Annotated in this window: 9 protein-coding genes; 7 read left to right on the top strand and 2 right to left on the bottom strand. The window is 63.1% G+C overall.

Going from position 1 to position 14,236, the window contains the following annotated elements; all coding sequences use genetic code 11:
- Positions 1–3: 3 nt before the first annotated feature.
- The 4 genes from AC3WKX_RS25425 to AC3WKX_RS25410 are packed head-to-tail and all read left to right on the top strand — an operon-like array spanning position 4 to position 3,299.
- Positions 4–1,302 carry a phosphatase PAP2/dual specificity phosphatase family protein gene (locus AC3WKX_RS25425; RefSeq protein WP_102604023.1) on the top strand — a complete coding sequence of 433 codons (1,299 nt, stop codon included), beginning with the start codon at positions 4–6 and terminating at the stop codon, positions 1,300–1,302.
- Positions 1,292–1,735, top strand: coding sequence for a hypothetical protein (locus AC3WKX_RS25420; RefSeq protein WP_003213520.1), 444 nt, complete (start codon positions 1,292–1,294; stop codon positions 1,733–1,735). The genes AC3WKX_RS25425 and AC3WKX_RS25420 overlap by 11 nt, the downstream gene beginning before the upstream one ends.
- A 9-nt stretch (positions 1,736–1,744) precedes the next feature.
- Positions 1,745–2,365, top strand: coding sequence for a lysophospholipid acyltransferase family protein (locus AC3WKX_RS25415; RefSeq protein WP_003213522.1), 621 nt, complete (start codon positions 1,745–1,747; stop codon positions 2,363–2,365).
- Position 2,366: 1 nt separating this feature from the next.
- Positions 2,367–3,299: a phosphatidate cytidylyltransferase gene (locus AC3WKX_RS25410; RefSeq protein ID WP_102604022.1), complete on the top strand. Its 933-nt coding sequence runs from the start codon at positions 2,367–2,369 to the stop codon at positions 3,297–3,299.
- 254 nt (positions 3,300–3,553) lie between these two features.
- Here the strand turns inward: AC3WKX_RS25410 and AC3WKX_RS25405 are convergent, their stop codons facing one another.
- Positions 3,554–4,027, bottom strand: a complete 474-nt coding sequence (locus AC3WKX_RS25405) for an Lrp/AsnC family transcriptional regulator (RefSeq protein WP_032899927.1) — start codon at positions 4,025–4,027, stop codon at positions 3,554–3,556.
- Between the two features lie 145 nt (positions 4,028–4,172).
- On the opposite strand from AC3WKX_RS25405, the gene AC3WKX_RS25400 reads away from it, so the two are divergent.
- From AC3WKX_RS25400 to pbpC, 3 genes are all read left to right on the top strand, one after another.
- Positions 4,173–4,802: a LysE family translocator gene (locus AC3WKX_RS25400; RefSeq protein ID WP_102604021.1), complete on the top strand. Its 630-nt coding sequence runs from the start codon at positions 4,173–4,175 to the stop codon at positions 4,800–4,802.
- 79 nt (positions 4,803–4,881) lie between these two features.
- The gene (locus AC3WKX_RS25395) at positions 4,882–10,725 is read left to right on the top strand and encodes an alpha-2-macroglobulin (protein WP_102604140.1); all 5,844 of its coding nucleotides are present in this window, start codon (positions 4,882–4,884) and stop codon (positions 10,723–10,725) included.
- Positions 10,706–13,003 (top strand): penicillin-binding protein 1C, encoded by a 2,298-nt coding sequence (gene pbpC, locus AC3WKX_RS25390; protein WP_102370200.1) that lies wholly within the window; start codon positions 10,706–10,708, stop codon positions 13,001–13,003. Before AC3WKX_RS25395 ends, pbpC begins: the two co-directional genes overlap by 20 nt.
- Here pbpC and AC3WKX_RS25385 read toward each other — a convergent pair whose 3' ends face one another.
- A complete protein-coding gene (locus AC3WKX_RS25385) occupies positions 13,004–14,116 on the bottom strand; it encodes a hypothetical protein (RefSeq protein ID WP_256579680.1) in 1,113 nt (370 codons plus the stop codon).
- Between the last annotated feature and the right edge of the window lie 120 nt (positions 14,117–14,236).

Here is a 14,236-nt window from a genome sequence, read left to right as displayed (position 1 = left end):
CCCATGCGTGAACCGGGCCTGTTGAAACCGGCGGTGCTGTGGCTGCTGCTGTTGGCGCCGCTGTTTTTCAGCACCTACGGCTTTGCCACGTGGGTCACCAGCCAGCGCAGCGACGTGGGCACGATGGTGTTCGGCTGGGAAACCCATATCCCGTTCTGGGCCTGGACCATCGTGCCCTACTGGTCGATCGACCTGCTCTACGGTTTCTCCCTGCTACTGCCAAGCACCCGCCATGAACTGAAACAACATGCCTTGCGCCTGCTGACGGCCCAAGTGATTGCCGTCACCTGCTTCCTGATCTGGCCCTTGCGTTTCACCTTCGAAAGACCGGAGCTGGACGGCGTGTTTGGCTGGCTGTTTGCGGTACTCGCCGGGTTCGACAAGCCGTTCAACCAGGCGCCGTCGTTGCACATCGCGCTGCTGGTGGTGCTGTGGATAATGTACCAGCGGCATAGCCGGGGCCTGTGGCGTTGGCTGGTGCAGGGCTGGTTCGCGTTGATCGGCCTTTCGGTGCTGACCACTTATCAACATCACTTTATTGACTTACCCACAGGCGCCCTCGCCGGCTGGCTGTGCGTGTGGCTATGGCCGCTGGAACATCCGAGCCCGCTGCTGAATGCCCAGCTGACCAGGGACCGCCAGCGTTGGCGCCTGGGGCTGCGCTATGGCTTCGGGTCGCTGGTGTGTTTGATCCTGGCGCTTTCCCTTGGCGGCGGCTGGTTGTGGCTGCTTTGGCCGGCGGTATCCCTTGGCTTGATGAAGGCGAATTACCTGGTACTGGGCGTTTCGGGATTTCAGAAACGCGCCGACGGACGACTCACTCCGGCGGCGCGCTGGTTGTTGGCGCCTTATCTGGTGGCCGCCTGGATCAATTCCCGCCTGTGGACACGTAGACATCCACAGCCCGATCAGGTTGTGGATAACGTTTGGCTGGGGCGAATTCCCACCAGCGGTGAGCTGGGATCATTCAAGGCGGTGGTCGATCTGTGCGCCGAATTGCCGATTAATCCACAGGGTCGCGCCTACTACAGCCTGCCAGTGCTCGACCTGACGGCGCCCACTGCAGCGCAATGCGTGGAGGCCGCCCAAGCGATAGAGCGGCTACGCTCAGCCGGACCCTTGCTGGTGTGCTGCGCCCTCGGTTACTCACGCAGCGCCACCGCCGTGGCTGCATGGCTGCTACATACCGGGCGCGCAGGCAATGTCGACGAGGCGGTGGCTATTATTCGTACAGCACGCCCACGTGTGGTCCTGCATTCCGCGCACCGTGAAGCCCTGGAGGGTTTAGCCCATGCCCGCTGATATGGAATTACAGGTCGTCGCCAGCCTGCTGCGGCGGGGCCGTTCCCTGGATCAGTTATCCACAGGCCTGACCTTGCTCGGCGTACTGTTCGGCCTCGCTCAGCTGCTGATGGCCAGCATCACGCCGGTCTGCCTGATCCTCAGCCTGTGGATGATTGTGCTCGGGCTGCTGGAAAAATACTGGGCGCTGCGGGTGGCCTTCGACGCCGACCTGTTCGCCCTGCTCGCCCGCGACACCGACCGCACGCCCGACTTCGACCAGGCCATGCAAACCCTTGGCCTGCAATCCGCCAAACGCGCAGGCCGCCCCTGGACCGAGCGCCGTCGCGGCGCCCTGAAACTGTTGCGCAAGCAAGCCTACCTGCTGGCGGCGCAAGTGCTGCTGACCGTGGCCGTCATCCTGGCCAGCCCCTGGCTGCCCTTCGCCGGATAAGGAATCCCCATGTTCGAACCCGTGGTCGCCACCCTGATTACCTCCATGGCCCGCACCGTCACCGGCGCCCGCAGCCTGTGGCTTGGCTGCGCGCCGGTGCCGGTGCAACGCATCTACTACGCCAACCACAGCAGCCACGGCGATTTCGTGCTGCTGTGGGCCTCGTTGCCGCAGAACCTGCGTAAATTCACCCGCCCGGTGGCCGGCAGCGACTACTGGAACACCAGCGCCCTGCGCCGCTACATCATCAACCGGGTGTTCAACGGCGTGCTGATCGACCGCGAGCGCAAGGACCCTGTGGATAACCCCCTGGCGCCGATGCTTCAGGCCCTGGAAAACGGCGACTCGCTGATCATCTTTCCCGAGGGCACGCGCAACCTGGAAGACGGCCTGTTGCCGTTCAAAAGCGGGCTGTATCACCTGGCCAAGAGTTATCCACAAGCCGAATTGATCCCGGTGTGGATCGCCAACCTCAACCGGGTCATGCCCAAGGGCCGTGTGCTGCCGCTGCCCTTGCTGTGCACCACCAGCTTCGGCGCACCGCTGCAACTGGAGGACGGCGAAGACAAGGCGCTGTTCCTCGCCCGCACCCGCGACGCCTTGCTCGCCCTTGCCCCGGAGCATTCCTGAGATGAATAGCCAAACCCTGATGTTGTTCGGCGGGATCGGCGCGATCCTCGTGCTCGCCTCGCTGATCGGCCTGATCCTCAAACTGCGCACCCGTGGCACACCCAACGCGGTGATCGACAACCTCAACGCCCGCATCAATGCGTGGTGGGTGATGGTGGTGGTGATTGGCATTGCGTTCTGGCTCGGCACCGGCGCGGTGATCCTGCTGTTTTACGCCGTGTCGTTCTATGCGCTGCGGGAATTCCTCACGCTCACACCCACCCGGCGCAGCGATTACCCGGCGCTGGTGGCGGCCTTCTACCTGGCGCTGCCACTGCAATACCTGCTGATCTACTTCGACTGGTACGGGCTGTTCTCGATCTTCATCCCGGTGTACGTGTTCCTGCTGTTGCCGATCCTCGCGTCACTGGGCGGCGACAGTACGCACTTCCTGGAACGGGCATCGAAGGTGCAATGGGGGCTGATGATCGCGGTGTTCTGTGTGTCCTTCGTGCCGGCGCTGCTGACCCTGGATATCGTCGGCTACGAAGGCCGCAACCTGCTGCTGATTGCCTACCTGGTGATCGTGGTGCAACTGTCGGACGTGTTGCAGTACGTGTGCGGGAAGCTGTTCGGCAAACACAAGATCGCGCCCAACCTGTCGCCATCGAAAACCGTGGAAGGGTTTGTCGGCGGGATTCTGCTGTCATCCCTGATCGGCGCGGCGCTGTGGTGGACCACGCCGTTCAATCCCTGGCAGTCGTTCCTGATTGCACTGTTGATCAACCTGCTGGGATTTGCGGGCGGGATCGTGATGTCAGCGATCAAGCGCGACCGCGGCGTGAAAGATTGGGGGCACATGATCGAAGGGCACGGCGGGATGCTGGATCGGCTGGATTCAGTGTGTTTTGCCGCGCCGATCTTCTTTCATCTCGTGCGCTACTGGTGGACCTGACGACCACCTCCCTCCCCAAATCCACACAACCCCAGTGGCGAGGGAGCTTGCTCCCGCTGGAGTGCGCAGCGCTCCCAAGATTTTGGGGCCGCTACGCAGCCCAGCGGGAGCAAGCTCCCTCGCCACAACAAGCGTCCTTATCTGATCGTTCCCACGCTCTGCGTGGGAATGCATCCGGTGACGCTCCGCGTCACGACTTTAAAGCGGACGCGGAGCGTCCAGGGCGGCATTCCCACGCGGAGCGTAGGAACGATCTAGCCGGGAAGGTGACTCAGCGGCAATGCCCCGGGCGTCTTCACCGTCTGAATCGCGAAGTTACTGCGGATATCACTCACCCCCGGCAACTTCAACAAGCTCCCGGTCAGGAACCGTTCATACCCGCGCAAGTCCGGCACCACCACTTGCAGCAGGAAATCCGACTCCCCCGACACCAGAAACGCCGAAATCACCTGGGGCAGCGCCGTCACCGCCAACCGAAACGCCTCCGCCTGTTCGTCGTTATGCCGCTCCACTTTCACCCCGACAAACACCGTCAGCCCCAACCCGACTTCATCCCGGTCCAGGCTTGCCTGGTAACCACGAATCACCCCGGCCTCTTCCAGCAGCCGCACACGCCGCAAGCAGGGCGAGGCCGACAGGCCAATCTCGTCCGCCAATTGCACGTTGCTCAGCCGGCCATCCCGTTGCAGGGCTTCAAGAATCTTGCGGTCAAATGCGTCCAGCTTCAGATTTGGCATAAGTGAAATGTTTCGCCCGAAAAAAGTGGCAGATTGTGCCAAGACTAGACGCTTTTCCATCTGACTACGCAAGCACCTGCCCCGGCCTTCGCCCCTAAAATTGCCCTACGAATCACCTACCGCAAGGGGCAGGCACATGGCAGAACTCTGGTTGTTTTTAGTCGCGTTGGCAGTGGTGTACCTGCTGCCCGGCCCGGACATGATCCTGCTGCTGCAAACCGGCGCCCGCCAGGGCAAGGCGATGGCACTGGCAACCGCAGGCGGCTTGGGCCTGGCGCGAGCCTGCCACGTGGCGCTGGCGGGGATGGGCCTGGCGACCCTGTTCAAGGTCGCACCCTGGACCTTCGATGTGGTGCGCCTGGGCGGTGCGGCGTATCTGCTGTGGATCGGCGTGCAGTGCCTGCGCTCAAACCTGCTGCCCAACCTGAACGCCGAGCACAGCACGACGCCGGCGCATGCCTGGCGCGAAGCCTTCCAGCGGGGTTTGCTGACCAACCTGCTCAACCCCAAGGCGCTGCTGTTCTGCTCCGTGCTGCTGCCGCAATTCATTGATCCACATGGCGCATCGGTGACTGCGCAGTTTGGGCTGCTGGGGGCGATTCTGGTGGCGGTCGGCCTGGGATTCGACAGTTGCTATGGATTGGCCGGCGCAAGAATCGGCCGCTGGCTTGAACGCAGCCCGTCCGCCCAGCGCCTTCAGCAATGGCTGTTTGGCAGTCTTTTGATCGGTTTTGCGATACGCCTCACCTTCGTACAGCAAGCCTGAGCTTTGCGGCGCATTTGCCGTCATCTTTTGTATCAAAGAGACGTGTAAGATACGCGACACATTGCCAGGGATGCTCACCATGTTTGATTCGTTAAAAGCGACCAGCCGCCGTTTTTTCGGGGCCTTGATCTCAGTGGTGAGTGTCCTGTTCAGCGCCGTTCGATGGCTGGCGCGCAGCCTGTTCGGCCAGTGGCAGCCGCCGCGCTGGCTGCAAGCCACAGGCAACGGCCTGGTCAACGTCGGCCACAAGGCCCGGGCTTATCCGCGCCAGGCTGCGGGCGGCGCGCTGGCCCTGGTACTGGTGCTGGCCGCGGGCTTTTACGGCTGGCACTGGTATTCCCACCTGCCACAGCCCCACACCGTGGGTTATTCGCTGCACAAGCCCAACCTGACGGATTACACCCAGCCGCAGCCGGTTGTGGATAACTTGCAGGTGCGCTTCGCCGAATCCGTGGCCCCGCTGGCGGCCATCGGCAAGCCGGTCACCGAAGGCATCACCCTCAAGCCTGCCATCGCCGGCGCCTGGCGCTGGGCGGATGACCGCAGCCTGGTGTTCACCCCGGAAAAAGACTGGCCCGTCGACGCCCACTACACCATCGACCTGGCCAAGAAAACCCTGTTGGCCGACGGCGTACTGCTCAGCCAATACACCAGCCAATTCTCCACCCAGCCGTTCCGCGCCACCTTGACGCAAAACGAGCTGTACCAGGACCCGAGCAACCCGACGCAGAAACAGCTGGTAGCGACCTTCCACTTTTCCCACCCGGTAGACGAAGACAGCGTACGCAAACGTGCCTCGGTCGCCCTCGGAAAAGGCTTGGCCTACCGCGACGCGCAACTGCCCAATCGACCGGAAATCACCTTCGACGAACACAAGCTCAACGCCTTTGTGCGCTCTGCCGCCCTGGCCACCCCACTGGAAAGCACCCCGGTCAGCGCCAAGCTCGATGAAGGCCTCAAGGCCCGTGATGGCGGCAATCCCAGCTCGGCGCCGCTGGTGGCCGAAGTCACCGTGCCCGGCCGCTATCGCCTGACCTTTACCGGCGCCGAAGTCAGCTTTGTCGACAACGAGCGCGGCGAACCCGAGCCGGTGTTGATGTTCAGCAGTTCCAGCGCCGTGGCCGACGAGACCATCGCCAACAAGGTGCAGGCCTGGATGCTGCCGGAAAAAGCCGAGGACGATACCCGCCCCTGGAACCTGCAAGACATCGACGACAAACTGCTGGCCAGCAGCACCAAGGTCAAGCTGACCCACGTGCCGAGCGTCGAACCGCTGAACACCCTGCACGCCTTCAAGTTCAAGGCCCCGCCGGGCCGCGCCCTGTATGTGCGGGTGCCGGCCAACCTGGAAGCCATCGGCGGCTACTTGGCGAAAAATCCGACAGCCTCTCTCGTGAGCATGCCGGCTTATCCACGCACGCTGCAGTTCCTGTCCGACGGCGCCCTGCTCAGCCTCACCGGCGAAAAACGCCTGGGCTTCATGGCCCGTGGCGTACCCGGCGCCCATGTGGAAATCGCGCGCCTGCTGCCCAACCAGTTGCAACACCTGGTGGACCAGAGCAGCGGTAGCTTTGCCCGACCGAATTTTGCCAATGACTACTTCGACCGGATGGTGGAGCGTCAGAGCCTGGACATTCCGCTGTCGGCTGGCGACCCGTCGAAAACCGTCTACGACAACGTCGACCTGAGCAACTACCTCACGGCCAACGGCGGCCGCCGGGGGATTTTTGTGCTCAAGCTGAGCCCGCAGGACGACCCGGCTGATCGCACCTTCGACTACTCGCGCAACACCACCAGCGACCTGCGTTTCATCGTGGTCACCGACTTGGGCATCATCGCCAAGCGCTCCAGCGATGGCAGCCACGATGTGTACGTGCAGTCCATCGGCAACGGCTCGCCGGTGTCCGACGCCCAGGTCGATATCATCGGCCGCAACGGTTTGCCGGTCGCCAGCGGCCATACCGGCGCCGAAGGTCACGCGCACTTCGCCAAGCTGGATGAATTGCGCCGTGAGAAAACGCCGTTGATGTATGTGGTCAGTCGCGGCAATGACCAATCCTTCCTGCCGATTGCCCGTCAGTCGCAACAGCTGGATTTGTCACGCTTTGATGTAGGCGGCCTGGAAGAGGACGGTGCGATCAATCGCCTCAGCGCCTACCTGTTTACCGATCGCGGCCTGTACCGGCCCGGCGAGACCGCGCACCTGGGCATGATCGTGCGCAGCGGCGACTGGAAAGGCGCCCTGCAAGGCCTGCCGGTTGAGTTGCAGATCACCGACCCCCGTGGCCTTGAGGTGATTCGCCAGCCGTTGAAACTGTCGGCCAGCGGTTTTGAAACCTTCGATTTCCCAAGCAGCGAAGTAGCCCCATCCGGCGATTACACCGCGACCCTGCAACTGATCGGTGAGAAGCAGCGTCGTACCGACCTGGGCAGCGTCAGCTTCAAGGTCCGCGACTTTGAACCGGACCGGATGAAAGTCAGCCTGAGCCTGCACGATACACCGGTGCTGGGCTGGATCTCGCCGGACCAGGTGGTGGCCAAGGTCACCGCGATGCACTTGTTCGGCGCTCCGGCGGCGGGTCGTCGCGTCACGGCGAAAATGTCTCTGAGCCCGACGCTCGCGGCCTTTGATCGCTACCCGGATTACCGCTTCCGCCTGAATGACTCGCTGGAAGAAGCCAGCTCCGAAGACCTGGCCGAAACCACCGTCGACGACAATGGCCAGGCGGTGCTGGACCTGAACCTGCAACGCTTCGCCAACAGCACCTATCGCCTGCAAGTGATGACCCAGGTGTACGAAGCCGAAGGCGGTCGCAACGTCGCCGCACAAAGCGCATTGCTAGTGTCGGCGGCGCCGTACCTGGTGGGTGTGAAGAGCAAGGATTCGCTGTCTTTCGTCGCCAAGGACGCCCCGCGTGAAGTGCAATGGCTGGCCGTGGCGCCAGACCTTACGCCAGTCGCAGTCGACGGCCTGACCAGTGAAGTGGTCGAGCACCGCTACGTCTCGGTGCTGGTGAAGCAATCCAACGGCACCTACAAATACGAGTCGCGCATCAAGAACATCAGCCAGCCGGCCTCGCCGCTGGTGATGACCAAGGACGGCGCCAAGCAAACCCTGAACACCGGCACCCCGGGCGATTTCACCCTGCAACTCAAGGACGCCAACGGCAACCTGCTGAACCAGATCGACTACAGCGTCGCCGGCCGGGGCAACACCTCGCGCTCCCTGGAGCGCAACGCCGAACTGCAACTGCGCCTGGATAAACGCAGCTACGCCACCGGTGATGAGATCGCCATCAGCATTCGCGCGCCGTACACCGGCGCCGGGTTGATCACCATCGAGCGGGACAAGGTCTACACCCAGCAGTGGTTCAAGGCCGACAGCACCAACAGTGTGCAACACATCCGCGTTCCTGCGGGGCTTGAGGGCAATGCCTACGTCAACGTGCAGTTCGTACGGGACATTGGTTCGTCCGAGGTCTACATGAGCCCGCTGTCCTACGGCGTAGTGCCGTTCAGCATCAACCTCGACGCGCGGCGCATGGCGCTGAAAGTCGAAGGCCCGGCGAAGATCGAGCCGGGGCAGACCCTGGATATCAAGGTCAACGCCGACCGCCCTGGCCGCGCAGTGGTCTACGCGGTGGACGAAGGCATCCTGCAAGTGGCGCGCTACCAGACGCCGGACCCGTTGGGCTTCTTCTTCCAGAAGCGGGCGCTGGAGGTCGGTACCAGTCAGATTCTTGACCTGATTCTGCCTGAATTCAGCCGCCTGCTCAGTGGGGCAGCGCCGGGTGGCGATACGGAAGGCGCCCTGGCCAACCACCTCAACCCGTTCAAGCGTAAACATCAGCCACCTGTGGCCTGGTGGTCTGGCCTGGTGGACTTGCCGGCCGGTGAAACCGTGCTGCATTACCAGGTTCCGGACAGCTTCAATGGCAAGCTGCACCTGTTTGCGGTGGCCGTGGACAGCGACAGCGTGGGCGTCAGCGAGGCCAACACCGAAGTGCGCGGGCCGCTGGTGATCACGCCGAACGTGCCGGCCTTTGTCGCACCGGGGGATGTGTTCAGCGTCAGCGCCGGGGTGTTCAGCAACCTGGACGCGGCGGCGGACGTGAAGTTTGAAGTGCAGACCAGCGATGGCCTGCAGGTGCAAGGCGACAAGGCCAGCACCCTGGCCCTGCAACCGCGCAAGGAGGGTGTCGCCGAGTTCAAGATCAAGGTAGGCGAAACCCTCGGCTCGGCCGACTTGCGCTTCGTCGCGGTGCTGCCGGATGGCAAGCGTATCCAGGTGGCGGAAACCACTTCGATCCGACCCTTGAGCGAGCATCGGGTGGCCCTGAGCCTGGGCCGTTTCGACAGCGCCAGCAAAGAGCTGAAACCGACCCGCGAGCTGTTCAGCCAGTTGCGCGATGTGCAGTTGGGCGTCGCCGCTTCGCCGCTGGTATGGGCCAACGGCCTCAAGCATTACCTGGATGACTATGGCTACGCCTGCACCGAGCAATTGGTGTCCAAGGCCATGCCGGCGTTGATCTGGGGTGGTAACGCGCCGGAGGCCGAGCAGGCCTTCAGCGGTGCGGTGCGCATGCTGCGTCAACGGCAGAACCAGGCCGGCGGTTTCGGCTTGTGGGCGGCCAACCCGGACGTGGCGCCGTATGCCAGCCTGTACGCCACCGACTTCCTGATCGAAGCCAGGGAGCGCGGGCTGCCGGTGCCGGAAGACCTGCTGCAACGTTCCAACGCGTACCTCACCGACCTGGCCAACGGCCCGAGCGAAGGCCTGTCGGAATTGCGCAACCGCGCCTACGCCAGTTACCTCCTGAGCCGTCAGGGGATTCTGGTGAGCGGCGCCTTGAGCGATATCCGCGAGCGCTACGAAAGCTACTTCAAGGACACCTGGCAGAACGACATTGGCGCGGCGTACCTGGCCGCCAGCTACAAGCTGCTCAAGCAGGATCGTCAGGCCGATACCTTGTTCCGCAAGGTGCCGTGGCTTTCCCTATCGGATAAATGGAACAGCGACGGCCTGTATTACGACCCGCTGGTACACGACGCCGAGCACCTGCATTTGCTCGCGCGGCACTTCCCGGAAATGCTCGACGATGTGCCGACAAGCCTGCTGGATAAACTCGGCAAGCGCCTCAACGAGCAACGCTACAACTCGCTGTCGGCGGCACTGTTGCTGCGGGCCCTGGACAATTACGGCCAGCGCGCCCAAAGCGACATGACCCTCAAGGCCACCGCATGGCTCAGCGACAAGCAGCAACAGTTGTTGCAGATGGCCGGCCAGCCGCCACGTGCGGCGGTGCCTGCCGGTACGCAAAAACTGCAGATGGAAAAATCCGACGGCCCGGCGGCGTTCTACATGCTGAGCGAAGCGGGCTATGACAAGGGCGCCAACCTCAAGCCGATCAACAGCGGCCTGGAAATCATCCACGAATACCTCGACCTCAAAGGCAATCCAGTCAGCAAGGTCGCGGTAGGCGATGAGTTCCTGGTGCGCCTGCGCTTGCGCGCCACCGACCGTGATCAGGTGCAACAAGTGGCGGTGGTCGACCTGCTGCCGGGCGGCGTCGAGCCTGTGTATAACTTGCCGCCGGAGCCGGAAGCGGCCAGCACCGAGGAAAGCGAAGGCGACGATTCGGAGTACGTTGAAACCGGCGAAGACACCGAAGAAGCCGACGCCTGGCAGGCGCCGATTGGCGAGACCGACTTGAGCAACTGGCAACCGGACTACGTCGACGTGCGTGATGACCGAGTGGTGTTGTACGGCACCGCGCTGCGGGATGTAGGCACCTTCGTGTACCGCGTGCGCGCCACCAACGCCGGTACCTTCAATACGCCACCGGCCTACGCCGAGGGCATGTACGAAACCACCCTGCAAGGACGCGGCAAAGTAGGCCAGCTTGAAATTACCAAGCCTTAAAAGCCTGACGCCGCTGCTGGCAGCGGCGTTGATTCTGGCGGGGCTACGGTTGTGGCCCCACGCGCCGCTGGAACAGGCAGCCACCTCCTCACGGGTGGTGCTGGCCGATGACGGTTCGCTGCTGCGCATGACCCTGGCGGCTGACGGGCAATATCGCCTGTGGCTTCCTCTGGAACGGATTTCTCCGTCACTGGTGGAGGCGTTGCTGCTCAAGGAAGACCGCAATTTCTACTGGCACCCCGGGGTCAATCCCCCGGCGTTATTGCGGGCGGCCATGGCCACCTATAGCGGCGGCCAGCGTCAGGGCGGTTCGACCCTGAGCATGCAACTGGCCAGGCGCTTGTGGGATCTCAATACTCGCCAAGTGCCCGGCAAGCTGCAGCAGATGGCCCTGGCACTGTGGCTGGAGGCGCGTTACAGCAAGCACGACATCCTTGAGGCCTACCTCAACCTGGCGCCCATGGGCGGCAATATCGAAGGTGCCGAAGCGGCCAGCCGGATCTATTTTGGCAAGTCAGCGGCGCAGTTGTCCTTGTCTGAAGCCCTCGCGCTGGCCGTGATTCCCCAGCAACCGGGTCGTCGGGCGCGCTTTGGGCCTTCCCTGCAAACCGCCCGGCAACGGCTGATGGCCGACTGGCGGGAAACTTATCCACAGGACCCGCGTAACGACAGTTTGCTGGACCTGCCGCTGGAAGCCCGCAACCGCCAGCAGATCCCGTTTCTCGCGCCGCACCTGAGCGAACAGTTGCTGGCCTCGCAAACCGGCAATGAGTTGAACAGCACCCTCAACCTGGCGCTGCAACAATTGCTGGAACGGCTGATCACCGGCTTCATCGCCGAGCGCCGCAGCAGCGGTGTGGAAAACGCCACGGCGATCCTGATCGACAGCCGCGACCAGAGCGTAAAAGCCCTGGTGGGCTCGGCAGACTACTTATCCACAAGCATCCACGGCCAGGTCAACGGCGTGTTGTCGCGGCGCTCGCCGGGCTCCACCCTCAAGCCATTCCTGTATGGGCTGGCGCTGGACCAAGGGGTGATCCACCCCATGAGCATCCTCAAGGACATGCCGAGTAACTTCGGCTACTTCCAGCCGGAAAATTTCGACGGCAGTTTTGTCGGGCCGGTGACAGCCCGTGACGCGCTGATTCGCAGCCGCAATATTCCGGCGGTGTGGCTGGCCAGCCAAACCCGCTCACCGTCACTCTACGGATTGCTGCAACGGGCCGGGATCAAGGGCCTGCGCGGCGAAAGCCATTACGGCTTGGCGCTGGCCTTGGGCGGCGGCGAGATGACGCCCGAGGAGCTGGCGCGGCTGTATGTGATGCTGGCTGGTGACGGGCATTTGCGGCCGCTGCGCTATTTGCAGGAACAGCCGCAAACCACTGGCGCCCAGCTACTCACGCCGCAGGCCGCGTTTATGGTGCGCGACATGCTGCGGCGCAACCCGCGCCCGGACGGGCTGCCGGGGCGCCACTGGCGTACGGCCTGGAAGACCGGCACGTCCTGGGGTTTTCATGATGCATGGAGCGCCGGCCTCGTAGGCCCGTACGTGCTGGTGGTGTGGGTGGGCAACTTCGATGGCCGTCCGAATCCTGAGTTTATCGGTGCGAAAACTGCGGCACCGTTGTTCTTCCGTATCGCCGACGCCCTGCCGCTGGCCTTGCCCAATGTGGTGATCAAACCCGACAAGCCGCCCGCCGGGCTGATCCGCATCGACGTCTGCACGGCCTCTGGTGACTTGCCCAACCGTTGGTGCCCACGTACCCGCAAGACCTGGTACATCCCCGGCGTGTCACCGATTCGGGTGTCCAACCTGCACCGCCCGGTGCTGATCGACACCCGCACCGGCAAGGCCGCGTGCCCGCCGTTCGACCCGCAGTACACCCGTGAAGAAGTCTTCGAGTTCTGGCCCAGCGATGTGCAGCGGCTGTTCCGCGCCGCCGGACTGCCCCGGCGTACGCCGCCCAATGTGCAGAAAAGCTGCCAACCCAACCGTGTCGGCGATCAAAGCGAAGCGCCACAGATTCGCTCGCCGCTGACCCAGGTCAGCTACCACCTGCGCCTGTCCCAGCCCCAGGAAAGCATCCCGCTGAACGCCAACGCGGCCAGTGATGCACTGACGCTGTATTGGTTCGCCGACCAGACCCTGATCGGCCAGGGCCCGCCGCAAACCACGCTGAACTGGCGGCCGGGTAAGTCGGGGGAGTACCGGTTGCGGGTCACTGACGATCAGGGCCGCAGCGCCAGCCGAGGCTTGAAGGTTGAGTTTGTACCCTGATCAGGCGTCCTCCTCGCCTAAACCGGCAGTGCCGGCATCTTTTGCGAAATGCTTGTACGCCACCCCCAGCTTGCGTTGCTCAAAGATCGAAAACACCAGGGTACCCAGCAGAATCATCATCCACACCAGGAACACCTTCATGGTGTCCACCTGGGCCACCACCAGCAGCAAGGTCACTACGCCGCCAATCACCATGCCCAGGCCCATCCAGGCGCCCAGCACGCGGCCTACCGCCAGGCGCATGCCCGTGGGCAGCAAGAGCCGCAGCGCGAGCAACACCACAAACATCGTCAGCAAGAAGCCAAACGCGGCCATGAAAGGAATCACGAAGCCATTGTCACGGTACAACCAGGCCAGAAACCGATAGGCGGGATTCAGCTCTGCCATTTGCTGGTAGGTGGCGGGGCCCGGCAAATGCAGTTGGGCAAAATGTTCCGGCGTCATGGCCATGATGCCGACGCCGATCAAACCCACCACCACCGCGTAGAAACCACCGGCGCGCCACAGCGGCGCCAGCACACGGCGGTTTTCCACATCCTTGGTCTCGGCCAGGCCGAACACCGCGTCAGGTTGCCGGCCCTGGGCAATCACCGTCTTGCCCGCACGCTCGCAGGCGTCGCCAATCAGCATCACCTGCATATCCTGGGTGAGGAGCAGTTCGCCCTGGCGGCGGGAGTTGCTGATCCATTCATGGTCGTCAGGGCGCTTCTTGCCGAACAGGTCGATACCCTCGGCAATCACTGTCACTTCACCGGTGGCGTCCTGCAGGCGGAAGTCATTGCAGCGAGCCTCGGCCGAGACCTGGCTCCAGCTCCAATCGCCATCCTTGTCTTTGGTGCCTTCTTCGATGACCCACACGTAACCGGCGCAAGGCTTGCCGTGGACCGGGGAGATCAGGGGCGTGTCGACGATCACCTTGCCGTTCACCTCCACCAGCCCCATGGCCAATGAGCGTATCTGGCTGGTGGCCAGGCGCTGTTCGGTGCGATAGAAATTGGGGCCGAAGCTGGCCAGCAGTCCGATCAGGATGCACACAGGAAAAAACAGCGCCACCAGGATCGTCGGGGCGTAGACCATCAGGCCAATAAAGCCGGCGAGAAAAACCAGTGCCACCAGGGTTTTCCACGCTGGTTTTTTTGTGACAACCCCTGCCTGGGTGCGGATTCCACGCTGACTCGGACACCCATTCCACGCGCATCCGGACAGTGATTCCACGCTGATCCGGACACTCAT

Source organism: Pseudomonas sp. GP01-A4 (genome assembly GCF_058780865.1).
This window is presented reverse-complemented; position numbering and strand designations above follow the sequence as displayed.